The organism is Erythrobacter sp. NE805, from assembly GCF_046452355.1.
Lineage (GTDB): Bacteria > Pseudomonadota > Alphaproteobacteria > Sphingomonadales > Sphingomonadaceae > Erythrobacter.
On record NZ_JBKFDI010000001.1, the window covers coordinates 900,973 to 916,712 of the forward strand.

Here is a 15,740-nt window from a genome sequence, read left to right on the forward strand (position 1 = left end):
ACCGCCGAGGGTCGCGCACGGGGCCGCCGATCGGGGCCGCTTTAGGGCAGGGGCCTTTCGTGACGTCTTTCACCAACAGGCGCATCCTCGTGGCGGACGACGAGCCGCTGGTCGCCCTCATGGTCGCCGACATGCTGGGGGAGCTCGGCGCGATTCCCGTCGGTCCGGCCCGTTCGTTCAAGCAGGTCTCCGCGGTGATCGGCGCGGGCGGCTTCGACGGGGTGGTGCTCGACGTGAACCTCGGCGACGGGTTGAGCTTCCCCGTCGCCCGCGAGTTGCGCGCGCGCGGGATTCCCTGCTGCTTCGCGACCGGCTACGGCGGCGCCGCGATCCCCGAGGAGTTCGCCGACATGGCGGTGCTCCAGAAGCCCTACGGGACGACGGCGCTGGCGCGGTCGCTCGACGTCATGTTCCGCGAGGTGGAACCGCGCCCGGGCGGCGACGACGCGCCGCCGCCCCGGTCCTGACCCGCCGCGATGACCCGCGAGCGCCCGTCATCAGGCGGCGGCACCAACGCCGGCCGCCACCCCGCACCGCCCCGGCCTGCGGACGACCCCGCGGTCGCACACGAGCGGCTCCTGCTCGCGACCGAGGGCGCCGGGGTCGGCACCTACGACCTCGATATCGCAAGCGGCCACGGCTACTGGTCGCCGCGCGCCTTCGCGCTCCTCGGGATGGAACCGACCCCCGACGGCGCGGCGCGGCTCGAGGCCTGGTCGGAGCGCATCCACGAGGCCGACCGCGCGCGCATCGCCGCGGAGCACGCCGCCGCCGCGGCGCGCGGCGGGGCGTGGCAGGCGGAGTACCGGATCGTGAGGGCCGACGACGGCGCGGTCGTCTGGCTCCAGACCTTCGGCCATTTCACCCACACCGCGAGCGGGCACGTCCGCTCGACCGGGGTGGTCATCGACATCACCGAGAAGAAGCAGGCCGAGGCCTCGCTGCGCGAGAGCGAGAGCCGCCTCAGGCGCTCGCAGGAAGCCGGCGGCGTGGGCAGCTACGAGTGGTTCATGGACGGCAGCGGCGGGACCCAGTCCGAGGGTATGCTGCGGCTGATCGGCCTGCCGCCGGGGCGCAACTACACCTTCAAGGAGATCATCGCCCCGGTCCTGCCCGAGGACATGGAGGACGTGATCGCCACCACCCGCGCGATCCGCGAGGGCAGCCCGCGGCGCGAGACCCATTACCGGGTCAGGCGCAGCGACGGCGAGGTGCGCTGGATCCGCGACATCGGCCAGCTCGAACGCGACGAGGCGGGGCGGCCCTACCGCTGGGTCGGGATCGTCCAGGACATCACCGAGGAAAAGCGCGCCGAGGAGCGCCGCGAGCTGCTCATCAACGAATTGAACCACCGGGTGAAGAACACCCTCGCGGTGGTGCAGTCGCTGGCGCACCAGACCCTGCGCTCGGCCCTGCCGCTCGACGCTGCGCGCGCCTCCTTCGAGCAGCGGCTGGTGGCGCTCGCCACGGCGCACGACCTGCTGACCAAGGAGAGCTGGCAGTCGATCGCCATCACCGAGCTGGTCGACGGCGCGCTGAAGGCGCTCGGCGTCGCGGAGAGCCGCGTCGCCGTCGCGGGGCCCGACCTCCAGATGAAGCCCAAGCCCGCGGTCTCGCTCAGCATGGCGCTGCACGAGCTCGGCACCAATGCGATGAAATACGGGAGCCTGAGCGTCGAGACCGGGCGGGTGGCGGTCAACTGGGGGCTCGAGGGCGAGACCTTCGTGTTCTCGTGGGTGGAGCGCGGCGGCCCGCCGCCGCCCGAGGTGCGCCAGCCCGGATTCGGCACACGGATGATCCAGCTCGCGCTCGCCGCCGAGCTCGACGGGAGCGCGGAGCTCCGCTTCGAGGCCGACGGCCTCACCTGCCGCGTCACCGCCCCGCTCGGCAACGCGGTCGAGCCGGGACGCGCGTGAACGGCGCCTTTCCGCTGATCGCGGTCCTCGCGCCGAGCCTTGGCGAGGAGGCCTGAGCGCCGCGCGTGCGCGTCAGCGCGGCGCGGCGCCCTCGAGGAACAGGCGCCAGCTGCACTCGACCCAGGGCGCGACATCGTCCGGGCCGGTGTCGCGTCCCACGACGCACCACTGCATGAGGATGCCGGCGGTCATCTCGATCAGCAGTTCGGCGAGCTGCCAGGGGTCCTCGGGGCGGATCGCCCCCTGCTCCTGCGCCTCCCCGACCAGCTGCGCGCAGCGCGCGATCAGCGGGTCGCGCGCCGGGTCGCTGAAGATCGAGGCGATCTCGGGGAAGCGCAGCGCCTCGGCGATCGACATGCGGTAGAGCGCGACCATCTGCGGATCGACCGCCACCTGCGCCGCGCGCAGCACGATGGCCTTCAGCCGGTCGAGCGGTCCACCGCTCTCGCCGTCCTCGCCGGCGCGCGCCTCGACGATGGTGAGCATGGTGCGATCGACGCAGGCTCTGAAGAGCGAAGCCTTGTCCGGGTAGCGGCGGTAGATCGTGTGCTTGCCGACCCGCGCCTCGCCCGCGATCGCCGCGATCGAGGTCGCCTCGTAGCCCCGCTCGGCGAAGAGCCGCATCGCGGTGTCCAGCACCTTGTCGGTGAGCTGGGCGGATTCGTCGGAACGAGGACGACCGACGCGGACCTGGATCGAGCACAGTGACATCACGGATGCACCACTAAACCGCTTGCGTCGCGAAGGGAAGCCGCTATGAAACGGCACGTATCCGTTCCATTAAAGAAATAAGACATGCCCCCTCTCCTCCCCCGCCGGCACCCCGCCAGCTTCGCCGTTCTCGGCGCGGCGCTGCTGCTCGCGGGCTGCGTCTCGGCGGGACCGATTCGCCCCGCCGAGGTGGCGGTGCCCGGCGCCTTCGAGGGCGAGCGCGGCGCGCTGCCGGCAGCCGCGCTCGACCGCTGGTGGCTCGCCTATGAGGACCCGCAGCTCGCAGGCCTGATCGAGACCGCGCTCGCCCGCGGCACCGACGCGCGTGCCGCCGCGGCGCGCCTTCGGGAGGCGCGGGCGATCCGCCGCGGCGCGCTCACCGACTACGGGCCGCAGGGCAATCTCCAGGTCGGCGCACAGGGGCAGGACACCAGCATCCTGCGCGGCGGCGACTCGGGGCTCGGCAGCGCGCCCGGCACGCCGGGGCAGGACGACCAGAACCCCTTCGTCCAGCAGGGCCTCGTCAAGTCGGGCAACATCGGCTTCGACGTCTCGTGGGAGATCGACCTGTTCGGGCGTCAGGGCGCGGCGCGGCGCGAGGCCGACGCGACCCTTGCCGCCGAGCGCTTCGCCTTCGAGGCGAGCCGCGCGAGCCTCGCCGCGCAGGTCGCCGATGCGCTGTTCGCCGCGCGCGGGCTCGCACTGGAGCTCGAGGATGCGCGGGTCACGCTGCGCATCCAGCAGCAGCTGCGCGCCACCGCCCTCACGCGGGCCGAGCGCGGGCTTTCCGCCGAGACCGACGTCGCGCGGATCGACGCCGACCTCGCCGCCGCCGAGGCCGAGGTCGCGCGGCTCGAGGCCGAGCTCCAGGCCAATGCCCGCGCGCTGCTGGTGCTGACCGGCACGCCTTTCGAGCCGACCGCCGCGCTGCCGCTCGAACCGCTGCTCGCCGCGCTGCCCGCGACCCCGGACGCGCTCCCCGGCGAGCTGCTCGCCCGCCGCCCCGACGTGCGCGAGGCGCAGGCGCGGCTCGCGGCGGCGGCGGGACGGCTCAGGCTCGACGAGCTCGCCTTCTTCCCGCGCCTCACCTTGAACCCCGGCGTCGGTCTCAGCGACAGCCGCGGCGGGATCTTCGACGCGACGAGCTTCGTGTGGACCATCGCCGCCGGGCTCACCGCGCCGATCCTCGACCGCCCGCGTCTCGCCGCGCAGCTGCGCGGGCAGGAAGCGCGGACCGAGCAGGCGGTGATCGCCTACGAGCAGGCCGTGCAGACCGCCTTCTCGGAGAGCGATCAGGCGCTCGTCCGCCTCGCCGCCGACCGCCGCCGGGTGACGAGCCTCAAGGCCGGCGAGGTCCGGGCGCAGCGCGCCTTCGCGGCCGCGCAGCAGCTCTACGCGCGCGGGGTGACCGACCTCCCGACGCTGCTCGATGCCGAGCGCGCCTACCGCGCCAGCCGCACCAACGCGATCCAGGCGCAGGTCCAGGCGCTGCGCCGCTCGGTCCAGGTCTTCAATGCCTTGGGCGGCGGCTGGAACCCCGCCGACACCTCTCTCCCGCAACAGGACACCCCATGACGCTTCGTGCCGGCGCCCTCTTCGGCGCGCTTCTTCTGCTCGCAGGCTGCAACAGCGGCGCCCAGGTCCGCGAGGAAACCCTGCAGGACCAGGCGCGCGCGGTGCGCGTCGCCGCGGTGACGACGCGGCTGCTCGAGGTGCCGATCAGCGCCTCGGGCCGGCTCGTCCCGCGCGAGGAGGCGGCGGTCGGCGCGGAGCTCGCAGGCTACCGGGTCGCGCAGGTGCTCGCCGAGGAGGGCGACGTGGTGCGCCGCGGGGCGGTGCTCGCCCGGCTCGACCCGGCGCTCATCGAGGGCGAGATCGCCCGCGCCCGCGCCGAGGTCGCGCGCGCCGACGCGACCGCGGCGCGCACCCGGCTCGAGGCCGAGCGCGTGAAGGGCCTCGACGGCAGCGGCGTCCTCTCGCAGGAGGCGATCGACCAGCGGCGGATCGCGCAGCGGGAAAGCGACGCCGCGCTCGCTTCGGCGCGCGCGCAGCTCCGGGACCTCACCACCCGCCGCGCGCGGCTCACCCTGCGCGCGCCCGTCGGCGGCACGATCATCGCCCGCAGCATCGCGCCGGGGAGCATCTCGGGCGCCGGGACCGACCCGCTGTTCCGGATCGCCCGCGACAGCCTCATCGAGCTCGCCGCCGAGGTGACCGAGGCCGACCTCGCACGCATCCGTCGCGGTGCCAAGGTCGATGTCACCCTCCCCGACGGCAGCCTCGTCGCGGGCGAGGTGCGCACCATCCAGCCGCGCATCGAGGAGGCGAACCAGCTCGGCATCGTGCGCGTCCGCCTGCCGGTGCGCGAGGACCTGCGCGCCGGGGGCACCGCCACCGCGCGCTTCGCGGGGGCGGCGCGCAATGTCCTCGCCGTGCCCGAGGCGGCGATCCAGTACGGCGCGCAGGGCCCCTCGGTGATGGTCCTCGCCGCCGGCAACCGCGCCCAGCGCGTCGCGGTGCGCACCGGCACCCGCGCAGGCGGCTATGTCGAGCTGCTCGCGGGGCCGAAGCCCGGCACGCAGGTGCTGCTGAGCGGCGCGGCCTTCGTGCTCGAGGGCGATATCGTGCGGCCCGTGAAGGACACCCCCGCCAAGGGAGCGCCCCGCCCGTGAGCCTGCGCATCTCCGCCTGGGCGATCCGCAACCCGATCCCCGTCGCGGTGCTGTTCATCGCGCTCGCGCTCGCCGGCATCGCTTCCTACACCCTGCTCGCGGTCAAGCAGTTCCCAGACGTCAGCTTCCCCGTCGTGCAGGTCACCGTCACCCAGAACGGCGCCGCGCCCGGCGAGCTCGAGACGCAGGTCACCCGCCCCGTCGAGGACGCGGTGGCGGGCATTGCGGGCGTGAAGACGGTGCAGTCGACCGTGGTGCTCGGCGCCTCGACCACCACCATCGAGTTCAAGATCGGCGAGGACGAACAGAAGGTGACGGACGAGGTCCGCACCCGGATCGCGCAGATTCGCGCGAACCTGCCGCGCGACATCGACGAGCCGATCGTCGAGCGGCTCGAGGTCACCAACGCGCCGATCGCCACCTGGGCGGTCGCGGCGCCGGGCATGACCGCCGAGCAGCTCTCGTGGTTCATCGACAACGACCTGACCCGCCGCCTCCAGGGCCTGCCCGGGGTCGCCGAGGTCAGCCGCATCGGCGGGGTCAGCCGCGAGATCAACGTGACGCTCGACTTGGACCGGCTGCGCGGCCTCGGCCTCACCGCGCCCGAGGTCAACCAGGCGCTCGCCCGCTTCAACATCGACGCGCCGGGCGGCACCGCGCGGGTCGGATCGCGCGAGCAGACCATCCGCGTGCTCGGCGAGGCGGACACCATCGAGGCGCTGCGCGCGCTCACCATCCCGACCGGACAAGGCCGCCAGGTGCGCCTCTCCGACGTCGCCTCGATCGGCCCCGGCGCGGCCGAGCAGCGCGCCTTCGCCCGGCTCGACGGGCGCCCGGTGGTCGGCTTCCAGGTCAACAAGACCAACCAGGCGAGCGACGTCGCGGTCGAGGACGCGGTGATCGCCGCGCTGGAGAAGCTCGAGGCCGAGCGCAAGGACATCACCATCACCAAGCTTGTCTCGACCGTCGACGAGACCCGCGCGAGCTTCGCGGCGACGCTGCACGTGCTGATCGAGGGGATGCTGCTCGCCGCGCTGGTGGTGTTCCTGTTCCTGCGCGACTGGCGCGCGACCGCGATCGCCGCGGTCGCCATGCCGCTCTCGCTGGTGCCGACCTTCACCTTCATGCTGTGGTTCGGCTTCAGCCTCAACATCGTCACCCTGCTCGCCCTGACGCTGGTGATCGGCATCCTCGTCGACGACGCGATCGTCGAGGTCGAGAACATCGAGAAGCGCATCGAGCGCGGCGAGCCGCCCTACAAGGCCGCCTTCCTCGGCGCCGACGAGATCGGCCTCGCGGTGGTCGCGACCACCATGACGATCGTCGTGGTGTTCGTGCCGGTGTCCTTCATGGGCGGGATGGCGGGGCAGTATTTCCGCGAGTTCGGCCTGACGGTCGCGGTCTCGGTGCTGTTCTCGCTGCTGGTCGCGCGGCTGGTGACCCCGCTGATGGCGGCCTATTTCCTCAAGGACAAGAAGCGCCACGCGGAGCCGAAGCCCTTCGCGGGGCGCTACCGCCGGACGCTCGACTGGGCGCTCGACCACCGCTGGCTCTCGGTCGGCCTCGGCGGGGCATTCTTCGCCGGGTCGCTGTTCCTCGCGACGCTGCTGCCGACCGCCTTCGTGCCGACCACCGATGCGGGCTTCCTCTACCTGAAGCTTGAAGGCTCGCCCGGCTCGACCGCGCGGAACATGGAGCAGATCGTGCAGGACACGACTGCGATCCTGCGCCGCGAGCCCGATGTCGCCAATGTCTTCGCGCAGGTCGGCTCGACCGCGAGCGCCGGGCCGAACCTCGGGGGTGCAGGCGTGACCGACGGGACCATCACCGTGGTGCTGAAGAAGGACCGCGACCTCTCGACCGACGAATTCAAGCAGAAGATCCGCCCCCTCCTGCGCCTCGTGCCCGATGCGCGGGTGACCACCCAGGGCGGCTGGGGCACCGCCGATGTCGAGATCATCCTCGCGGGCAACGACGGCGACGCGCTCCAGGCCGCCGCCGACCGGGTGCAGCGCGAAATGCGCGGGCTCAAGATCATCAGCGACGTGCGCACCACCACCCCGCCGCCGGGCGGCGAGCTGATCGTCCGCCCGCGCCCCGACGACGCCGCGCGCCTCAACGTCACCTCGGACGCGCTCGCCTCAATCGTCCGGGTCGCGACCATCGGCGACATCGACGCCAACGTCCCCAAGCTCTCGGAAGGCGAGCGCCGCATCCCGATCCGCATCCGCCTGCCCGAGGGGGCGCAGAGCGACCTTGCAGTGCTCGGCGCGCTTCAGGTGCCGACCAGCGACGGGCGCACCACGCCGCTCTCCGCCGTGGCGGACCTCAGCTTCGAGCCCGGCCCGGCGCAGATCCAGCGCTTCGACCGCGAGCGCCGGATCGCGGTGCAGGCCGATCTCAACGGTGCGCAGCTCGGCACCGCGCTCGAGGCGATCGGCAAGCTGCCCGCCTTGAAGAACCTGCCGCAAGGCGTGCGCCAGGCGGTCTACGGCGAGGCGGCCGACCTCGCCGACCTCCAGAAGAACTTCGGTCTCGCGATTGCCTCGGGCGTGCTGCTGATCGTGGGCGTGCTGATCCTCCTGTTCCGCAGCTTCTTCCTGCCGGTCACGATCCTCTCCGCCCTGCCGCTGTCGGTCGGCGGCGCCTTCCTCGCGCTGCTCGCGACCGGCCTGTCGCTGAGCCTTCCGGCGATGATCGGCTTCCTGATGCTGCTCGGGCTTGCCGCCAAGAACTCGATCCTGCTCGTCGAATACGCGATCGAGCGCGAGCGCGAGGGGATGCCGCAGCGCGAGGCGATCATCGCCGCCTGCCGCGAGCGGGCGCGGCCGATCGTCATGACGACGCTGGCGATGATGGTCGGGATGCTGCCCACCGCGCTGGCGATCGGCGAGGGTGCCGAGTTCCGCCAGCCGATGGCGGTGGCGGTGATCGGCGGGCTGATCTCCTCGACCCTGCTGAGCCTCGTGCTGGTGCCGGTGGTCTACGAGATCATCGACGATATCGAACGGCGCATCAAACCGCGCCTCGCCCGTCTCGTCACCCCTCCGCCCGAACAGGAGGAGACGCTGCACGGGGCCCGTCCGCACACCGCGCCTTGATCTCAGGCGCTCGCCGCCGCGACCTCCACCATCCGCTCGCGCAGCCAGGCGAGCAGAGGGTCCGCCCCGCGGTAGCGCGCCCACACCATCACCACGCCGAGCCGCACATTGGCGAGCGGTGGTTCGATCAGCGCGAGCGGCAGCGGCAGGGTGCGGGCGAAGGCGCGCGAGATGGTGGTGACCGCATCCGACGCCGCGACGATCTCGGCCGCGGCGCGGAAGCTCGGCACGATCGCGGCGATCGGCCGCTCGATCCCGGACGCGGCGAGCTCGGCGTCCATGTCGGAGGCGCGGTCGCCGAGCAGCGAGATGAACACGCTGGGGTAGCGCGCGTAATCCTCCCGCGACCAATGCCCGCCGCAGGGATGGCCCTCGCGCACCACCGTCGCTACCCGGTCCTCGACCAGCGGGGCCGACGCCGCGCCGGGCGGCAGGGGCGTGGTATCGAGCGCCAGCGTGACGTCGATCTCGCCGGCGAGCATCTTGCCTTGGAGCCCCGGGCCGATCGGCACCCACTCGATCACCACGCCGGGCGCCTCGCGGCCGACGCGCGCCACCAGCGGCGCGAGGATCAGCGCGGCCTGTGCGTCCGTCATCGCGATGCGCAGGGTGCGCCGCTCGGCGGCGGGATCGAAGGCGGGCTCGGCGAGCAGGCCTTGCAGCTCGCCCAGCAGCGCCGCGAGCGCCGGGCGCAGCGCTTCGGCGCGCGGCGTCAGCAGCGCCCCGCCGGCTCCGCGGACCAGCAACGGATCGCCGAGAAGCTCACGCAGCCGCCCCAGCGCGCGGCTCATCGCCGGCTGGCTCAGCCCCACCTCCTGTCCGGCGCGGGTGGCGTTGCGATGGCGCAGCAGCGCGTCGAGCACCGGCAGGAGGTTGAGGTCAATCGATCGAAGATGCTTCCCAAGCATGGCAGGCATTAGATCATTGCATTGGGCGCATGGTCAAGCCTGCGCTATGCTCCGGGTCATCGAAGGAGAAGCGACATGACGACAGACATCCTGGTGATCGGTTACGGCCCCTGCGGGCGCGAAACGGTCGAGCGGCTGCACGCCCGCGGCACTCCGGTGCGGGTCGCGCAGCGGCGCCGGCCGGCGGACCTGCCCGACGGCGTCGGCTTCACTTCGTGCGACGTGCTCGACCTCGCGCAGCTGCGCGAGGCCGTGGCGGGCGCCGCGCAGGTGGTGCTCACCATCGGCTTCGCCTACGAAGGCCGGGTCTGGGAGGAGGTGTGGCCGCGCACCATGCGCAACCTGCTCGCCGCCTGCGAGGAGGCGGGCGCCCGGCTCGTGTTCCTCGACAACCTCTACATGTACGGGCCCCAGACCGCGCCGCTGGTCGAGACGATGCCGCTTACCGCACACGGCCGCAAGCCCGCGGCGCGGGCAGCGGCGAGCCGCCTGTGGCAGGAGCAGGGCCGGGTGCGTGTCGCGTCGCTGAGGGCGCCCGACTTCTACGGGCCGGGCGTGACGCTCTCGCACCTCGGAGCGACCGGGCTCGCCGCGGTGGCGAAAGGCAAGCTGGCGAGCTTCGTGTTCTCGCCCGACGTGCCGCACGACTACGCCTATACCCCCGACATCGGCCGCGCGATCGTCACCCTGCTCGACGCAGGCGACGATGCCTTCGGACAGGTCTGGCACATGCCTTGCGCGCCGACACGCACCTCGCGCGAGCTGCTCGCGATGGGCGCCGCGGCGGCGGGCACGAAGCTCAGGCTGTTCGCGATCCCGCCGCTGCTGTTCGCCCTGCTCGCGCCCTTCGTGCCGTTCCTGCGCGAGCTCAAGGAAATGCGCTTCCAATGGGACCGGCCCTACCATGTCGACGCGAGCAAATGGCGTGCGCGGTTCTGGAGCGACGTAACCCCCTTCGAGACCGGCGTGGCGGCGACGACCGCCTCGTTCCGGGACTAGGTCGGGACGAGCTCGGAGCGGCCCGGCGTCACTTCTGGAAAACGACCTCGGTGCGCCCCGAGACCATCTGCGCGAGCCGTGCCGCGTCCCAGTTGGTCAGCCGCACGCAGCCGTGGCTCTGGGTCTGACCGACAAGCGCCGGCTCGGGCGTGCCGTGGATGCCGTAATGCTCCTTGTCGAGGTCGATCCACACCACCCCCACCGGGCTGTTCGGCCCCGACGGCAGGTGCTGCTTGTCCTCGCTGTCGTCGACGTCCCAGAACAGTTCCGGGTTGAAGACGAAGGTCGGGTTGTAGGCCTTGCCCTTCACCCGCCAGTCGCCGATCGGCAGCGGGTCGTGCTGCGAGCCGGTCGAGACGGTGAAGGCCGCCACCAGCCGGTCGTCGGCGTCATAGGCGCGCAGCCAGCCCTCGCTCTCGTCGACCACCAGGCGCGCGGCCTCGGGCTGATCGGTGCCCACGCCGAGCATCCGCAGGGTCGCGCGCCATGCCCTGTCGTCGACCCGGGCAGGGTCGATGCGGTCGGCCCCGACATTGGGGACGCGGATCGTCTGGCCGGGCTGGAACGACACCGCCGCCGGTGCCGGTGCAGGCGCCGAAGTGGGCACGGTCTCGGCCGGGGCAGGGGCTGCCGCGGGAGCGCCCGCCGGCCGCCCGCCGGGGTTGAGCGCGGCGAGCACCTCGGGGGTGGTGTGGAACCGCTCGGCGAGCTTCTCCGCAAGGCTCTCGTAGTGCAGCTCGGCGAGCTTCGCCTGGTCGGCAGGCTTCTCGGGGAGCGGGGCGAGGGTCGTCCGCACCCAGTCCACGGGGATGGTGACGACCCGGGTCGCCGGGATCGCGTTCCATCGGGAGAGCGCCTGCCGGGTCTCGGCGTCGAACTCGCCCGTCACCGCGAGGCCGCGCGATTCCTGGAAGGCCTCGAGCGCCCGGACGAAACGCGCGCCCGCCCGGCCATCGACCACTCCGACGCTGAAGCCCAGCCGGTCGAGCACCACCTGCGCCTGCATCACCGGGCGCGGCGCGCTGTCGGGCACGGGCTCCTCCACCGCCTCGCCCGGCGCCGGGTCGCGCGAGGCCATGCTGTCGGCGCCCTCCTCCGGATCGGGGGCGCTCGCCGCCCGGTCGTCCTCGACCCCGTCGGCCTTGAGGAAGTTGCAGCCGGAGAGGATCGTCAGCGAAAGGCAGGCGGACAGGATCGGCAGGCGCATCGAGGCTCCTTGGCGGGTGAGCGTGGGGGGTGGTGTCAGGCAGGGGTCGCGGCGACCCAGGCGCGCGCCGCGTCGACTGCGGCGGCGTCGAAGGCGCGGGATTCGAGCGGCAGGAGCTTGCCGAAGGCCTCGACCCCAGCCGCCGCGATCGCCGGGGCGGCGACCACCGCATAGCGGCGCACCGGCCCGATCGAACGCAGGCTCGTCCACGCCCCCTCCGCCGAGAGGACAGCGCCCGGCGAGATGTGCTCGGTCGCACGCATATCGAGCAGCAGCGCCAGCGCGTCGCCCTCGGCAATCGCGCTCTCGACCACCCGCGCCATCTCGATAACCTGCGCGTGATCGAGCGTCGCATCGAAGGCGAAGGCGAGGATCGTGAGACCCTCGCGGTGCAGCATCTCGACTTTCATGGCGGCACATTCTCCTCGGGCGCACACCTTCGGCAGCAAGGCCGGCGGCGTCGCTAACCCAGGCTGGCGACATGGTTGAGTAGCGGTCGCGACGCCTTTTGCACCTGCGAAATACCATGTAAAATCAGACACTAACATGGATCAACCGAGCGCTGTTCAGCCGACTTGCGCTTCGCTTGACCGCTTAGCTCCCGCGCCCGTCCGGGCGACGCGTTATGCCTTGCGGCACACGGCAGGAGATTCACCCATGACGACGAATTCCGAAACCGGCGGAACCTTGCGCGAGGAACTTGGCAACGACACCGCGCATCTCGGCAGCACCCTCAAGGACCGCGCCAAGCAGGAGGCCGAGACCCGCAAGGGCGCGGCGCTCGGCGTGGCGAACGCGGCGACGGGCGCGCTCGGCAAGGCCGCCGAGGAGCTCAGGAACGATCCCGAGGCGCCCGAGTGGCTCGCGAACGGCCTCCAGCAGGTCGCCCGCCAGGTCGACCGGATCGCGAACGATCTCCAGGGCCGCAGCGTCGACGACCTGACCCGCGACGCGAACCGCCTCGCCCGCGAGAACCCGGGCACCTTCCTCGCCGTCGCGGCGCTCGCCGGCTTCGCCGCCGCGCGGGTGCTGCGCGCCGGGGCCGACCACAAGCGCAACGCGGGCGGCGCGAATGCCCGGCAGCAGCAGGCCTACCAGCCCTCGCAGCAAAGCTTCGACAGTGCCCCCGCCTGGCCCGCCGACGAGAACATCATGCCGACCGACACCGGCACCGACCCGGGCTTCGCCCCTGCCTATGGGGGCGCCGAGGGAGGGACGATCCGGTGAACGACCTGCCCCGCACCCCTGTCACCCCCGGGCCGCGTCCCGATGGCGCGGGCGAGGATCGCAACATCGTCGATCTTCTCGGCCGGCTGACCCAGCAAGGCGCGCACCTCGCCCGCGAGCAGGTCAACCTGATGCAGGCCGAGATCCGCGAGACCGGCAACGACGTGAAGGCCGCCGTCGCCGCGATGGCCGGCGCCGCAGTGGTCGGGATCGCCGGGCTCGGCGTGCTGCTGATGGGCATCGCCTACCTCGTCGGCGACGCGATCGACAACCTCGCGCTCGGCACGATCATCGTCGGCATCGCCACGCTGCTGCTCGCCTTCGTGCTCTACCTCGGCGGTCGCAAGAAGGTCGACGCCGCGCACCTCAAGCCCGAACGCAGCATCGAGACCCTTTCCGATACCCCCGCGGTCGCGACGGGCGACCTGCATCACCACTCCGGAGTCCGCAAATGACCGACACCACCACCACCGACCAGCGCAGCCCCGAGGAAATCGAGCGCGACATCCGCGCGACGCAGGAAGAGATGAGCCGCACCGTCGAGCAGATCGGCGGCGAGTTGAACGCGCGCAACATCCTCAACTCGCTGCTCGACAAGGCCGAGGACGGCGGGATCGATGCCCGCTTCTTCCTCGACAACGCGCGCCGCAACCCGATCGCGCTCGGCATGATCGCGATCGGCGGGCTGTGGCTCGTCAGCGACGCCGATGCGCGACCCGCGGCGCTCGGGATCAGGCTCGGCGGCTCGGGCAGGAGCGACAGCGAGATCGAGAGCTTCGGCAGCACCTCGGGCAGCTCCGGGCGCAGCAGCGGCAGCTTCTGGAACCGCAAACCGGATGGTTGGCACCCCGATCACCGGCGCTATGTCGAGCACATGTCCGCCTGCCAACCCGAGAGCGGCGAGGACGACGAGACCTATCGACGCCGCCGCGACATTGCCCGCGCGAACTATTTCATGATCGAGCAGGGTCACGACGAGGACCACTCCGCCTTCCGCCAACGCCTCGACGCGGCGACGCAGACCGCGCGCGACAGCTGGACCAGGGCCGGCGAGGCCTGGTCGAAGGCCGGGCGCGGCGCCTCGCGCGTGGCGAGCGGCACCCGCGAGCGCGCGCGCGGCGCGGCCAGCGACGTGCAGGACTTCTACGGCGACAACCCGCTGCTGATGGGGCTCGGCGCGGCCTTCATCGGTGCGGTTGTCGGGGCGATGCTCCCGGCGACGCGCACCGAGGAGCAATATGTCGGCGGCCTTGGCGAACAGGCGCTCGGCGCGGCGAACGCGCAGGTGAAGAAGGTCGGCGAGGCCGCGCGCCAGAAGAAGGACGAGCTGCTCACCAAGGTCGACGACAAGGTCGGCGCGAGCGGGCAGCAGCAGTCGGGCGGCCAAGACATGGGCGGTCAGGAGACTGGCGATATGAGCACCGCCCGGCAGGGCAGCGGCGTCGGTCAGCAGGTCTGAGCCATGAGGGGCGGGTCCGGACGCAGCAGCGCCCGGCTCCGCCCCCTCACCCGCCCTGCCGCTCGACCGAATAGTCGATCGGCTTGAAGCTACCCCCGTTCGATGCGTAGGCCGAGCACGCGGTGAGCCCCACCACCAGGTCCATCTCCGCGCGAAAACGCACGAAGTCCCCCGGCTCGGTCCCCGGCGGCAGGACGGCGATCTTTCCGCCCTCGCCGACCGCGACGTTCATGAAGATGTTGAAGGCGGTGGGGATCGCGTCCTCTTCCAGCCCGTAGGGCGCGAGCGCCTCGGCGAGGTTTCCGAAGCAGCCGCGGTGGAGCGGCTTGTCGGGGTAGAAGTGACGGAAGGTGTCGACCGAGCATGGCGTCAGCAGGAAGTCGTGCTGCGGCGCGCGGTCCTCGAGGATCGTCAGCATCACCCGCGAGCGGTTCGACCACAGCCGCGCGCCCGTCGTCAGCCGCAACGTCTCCTCGTAATCGAAGGTGCGTCCGTTGGAGAGCACCTCGCGCGGGTCTTCGGCGGCGATCGCCAGCATGTCGCTGACCTGTCCGCCCTCGGGGTCGATCACGGTGAGGATGTCGCCCTTCGCCAGCTGCACCGCCACCCCCGAGCGCGGCGCGATGCGCGCGCTCATGCGTCGCCCCGCAGGTTCGCCGCCATCGGGCAGACCCAGTCATCGCCGACCGCGCGGCCGCTGTACTGGCGCGCCTCGCTGATCTCGCCGTGGCGCGCGACCATCGGGTTGACCGAACCGGCAAAGGCCGCGTCGCGGGCGAGGATCACGCTGCGCATCTTCTCGTAGCGGCCATCGGCGCGCAGGGCGGCGAACTGACTGTGGAGGTTGAAGACGATCCCCGGATAGGGGAGCCGCCGCGCGCGGCGCGAGGCGCCGGGGTGAAGACCGACCGCGAAATAGGCCTCGCCGCCGAAGCTCAGCGCGAAATCCGGCGCGGCCGGGTCGGCGCTGAAGCCCGCTGCCTGGGCATAGCCGCGGCGCCGGTCGAGCGCGCGCAGCGCGGCGAGCCGCTCCCACAGCCGCGCCTCGAACCCGCGCTCGTCGAGCATCACCGGACCGGCGAAGACGACAACGAGGCTGCGGAACCCATCGGCGAGCCTCTTCGCCGCGCGGCTCCACGCGACGAGGCGGCGATGGATGCGCGCATCGTCGGCGTCGCTGTCGAGCGATGCGGCGGTCATGATCTCGAGATTGCCCTGCGCGAGGGCCGACTTGGCGCCCACGCAGGGAAACTCCGGGTCCTCGACGAGTCGCGTCAGCGCCCCGCCAAGCCGCGGGCAGGACGCCTCGGGGTCGCGCGCAGGAATGTCCCCAGCGAGCGGAAATTCATCGGAAAGGGGCCAATTGCGACGAAACGCGGGAATGAAGTTCATGATGTGGTCCACCAGAATTGCACAATCGAACCGCCGCCGACCGCCCGCGCACCGCGAACACTTCGCGCTGGCGCCAGACGATCTCGGGCAGGGCCGACAAGACTTTGGATATTCCGCTAAGTGGGCGCCGGGCGCCGCCCCCTAACCT

General features: G+C 72.1%; 15 protein-coding genes. 9 read left to right on the top strand and 6 right to left on the bottom strand.

Annotated elements, in window-relative coordinates:
• The first annotated feature begins 59 nt into the window (after nucleotides 1–59).
• Nucleotides 60–467: a response regulator gene (locus ACLBKU_RS04115; RefSeq protein WP_410178259.1), complete on the top strand. Its 408-nt coding sequence runs from the start codon at nucleotides 60–62 to the stop codon at nucleotides 465–467.
• Between the two features lie 9 nt (nucleotides 468–476).
• A complete protein-coding gene (locus ACLBKU_RS04120) occupies nucleotides 477–1,916 on the top strand; it encodes a sensor histidine kinase (RefSeq protein ID WP_410178260.1) in 1,440 nt (479 codons plus the stop codon).
• A gap of 72 nt (nucleotides 1,917–1,988) precedes the next feature.
• On the opposite strand, the gene ACLBKU_RS04125 is transcribed toward ACLBKU_RS04120, so the two are convergent.
• Complete coding sequence (locus ACLBKU_RS04125; protein WP_410178261.1) at nucleotides 1,989–2,627, bottom strand: TetR/AcrR family transcriptional regulator; 639 nt, start codon at nucleotides 2,625–2,627, stop codon at nucleotides 1,989–1,991.
• 84 nt (nucleotides 2,628–2,711) lie between these two features.
• Between ACLBKU_RS04125 and ACLBKU_RS04130 the strand changes: the two genes are divergently transcribed.
• From ACLBKU_RS04130 to ACLBKU_RS04140, 3 genes are read left to right on the top strand one after another with little or no spacing between them, the layout of a single operon-like run.
• Nucleotides 2,712–4,202 carry a TolC family protein gene (locus ACLBKU_RS04130; RefSeq protein ID WP_410178262.1) on the top strand — a complete coding sequence of 497 codons (1,491 nt, stop codon included), beginning with the start codon at nucleotides 2,712–2,714 and terminating at the stop codon, nucleotides 4,200–4,202.
• The gene (locus tag ACLBKU_RS04135) at nucleotides 4,199–5,299 is read left to right on the top strand and encodes an efflux RND transporter periplasmic adaptor subunit (RefSeq protein WP_410178263.1); all 1,101 of its coding nucleotides are present in this window, start codon (nucleotides 4,199–4,201) and stop codon (nucleotides 5,297–5,299) included. The genes ACLBKU_RS04130 and ACLBKU_RS04135 overlap by 4 nt, the downstream gene beginning before the upstream one ends.
• Nucleotides 5,296–8,400 (top strand): efflux RND transporter permease subunit, encoded by a 3,105-nt coding sequence (locus ACLBKU_RS04140; protein ID WP_410178264.1) that lies wholly within the window; start codon nucleotides 5,296–5,298, stop codon nucleotides 8,398–8,400. Before ACLBKU_RS04135 ends, ACLBKU_RS04140 begins: the two co-directional genes overlap by 4 nt.
• Nucleotides 8,401–8,402: 2 nt before the next feature.
• Here the strand turns inward: ACLBKU_RS04140 and ACLBKU_RS04145 are convergent, their stop codons facing one another.
• The gene (locus ACLBKU_RS04145) at nucleotides 8,403–9,308 is read right to left on the bottom strand and encodes a LysR substrate-binding domain-containing protein (RefSeq protein ID WP_410178265.1); all 906 of its coding nucleotides are present in this window, start codon (nucleotides 9,306–9,308) and stop codon (nucleotides 8,403–8,405) included.
• A gap of 75 nt (nucleotides 9,309–9,383) precedes the next feature.
• On the opposite strand from ACLBKU_RS04145, the gene ACLBKU_RS04150 reads away from it, so the two are divergent.
• Complete coding sequence (locus ACLBKU_RS04150; protein WP_410178266.1) at nucleotides 9,384–10,307, top strand: NAD-dependent epimerase/dehydratase family protein; 924 nt, start codon at nucleotides 9,384–9,386, stop codon at nucleotides 10,305–10,307.
• Between the two features lie 28 nt (nucleotides 10,308–10,335).
• Here the strand turns inward: ACLBKU_RS04150 and ACLBKU_RS04155 are convergent, their stop codons facing one another.
• Together ACLBKU_RS04155 and ACLBKU_RS04160 are read right to left on the bottom strand one after the other, a co-directional pair.
• A complete protein-coding gene (locus ACLBKU_RS04155) occupies nucleotides 10,336–11,514 on the bottom strand; it encodes a L,D-transpeptidase (RefSeq protein ID WP_410178267.1) in 1,179 nt (392 codons plus the stop codon).
• Between the two features lie 35 nt (nucleotides 11,515–11,549).
• A complete protein-coding gene (locus tag ACLBKU_RS04160; RefSeq protein WP_410178268.1) occupies nucleotides 11,550–11,924 on the bottom strand; it encodes an STAS/SEC14 domain-containing protein in 375 nt (124 codons plus the stop codon).
• Between the two features lie 247 nt (nucleotides 11,925–12,171).
• On the opposite strand from ACLBKU_RS04160, the gene ACLBKU_RS04165 reads away from it, so the two are divergent.
• From ACLBKU_RS04165 to ACLBKU_RS04175, 3 genes are read left to right on the top strand one after another with little or no spacing between them, the layout of a single operon-like run.
• On the top strand, nucleotides 12,172–12,741 hold the full coding sequence (locus tag ACLBKU_RS04165; protein ID WP_410178269.1) for a hypothetical protein: 570 nt from the start codon (nucleotides 12,172–12,174) through the stop codon (nucleotides 12,739–12,741).
• Nucleotides 12,738–13,196 carry a phage holin family protein gene (locus tag ACLBKU_RS04170; protein ID WP_410178270.1) on the top strand — a complete coding sequence of 153 codons (459 nt, stop codon included), beginning with the start codon at nucleotides 12,738–12,740 and terminating at the stop codon, nucleotides 13,194–13,196. The genes ACLBKU_RS04165 and ACLBKU_RS04170 overlap by 4 nt, the downstream gene beginning before the upstream one ends.
• Nucleotides 13,193–14,200, top strand: coding sequence for a DUF3618 domain-containing protein (locus ACLBKU_RS04175; protein ID WP_410178271.1), 1,008 nt, complete (start codon nucleotides 13,193–13,195; stop codon nucleotides 14,198–14,200). The genes ACLBKU_RS04170 and ACLBKU_RS04175 overlap by 4 nt, the downstream gene beginning before the upstream one ends.
• A gap of 46 nt (nucleotides 14,201–14,246) precedes the next feature.
• Here the strand turns inward: ACLBKU_RS04175 and ACLBKU_RS04180 are convergent, their stop codons facing one another.
• Nucleotides 14,247–14,837, bottom strand: a complete 591-nt coding sequence (locus ACLBKU_RS04180) for a DUF1989 domain-containing protein (RefSeq protein WP_410178272.1) — start codon at nucleotides 14,835–14,837, stop codon at nucleotides 14,247–14,249.
• On the bottom strand, nucleotides 14,834–15,592 hold the full coding sequence (gntA, locus tag ACLBKU_RS04185) for a guanitoxin biosynthesis heme-dependent pre-guanitoxin N-hydroxylase GntA (protein ID WP_410178273.1): 759 nt from the start codon (nucleotides 15,590–15,592) through the stop codon (nucleotides 14,834–14,836). Before gntA ends, ACLBKU_RS04180 begins: the two co-directional genes overlap by 4 nt.
• Nucleotides 15,593–15,740: the final 148 nt, after the last annotated feature.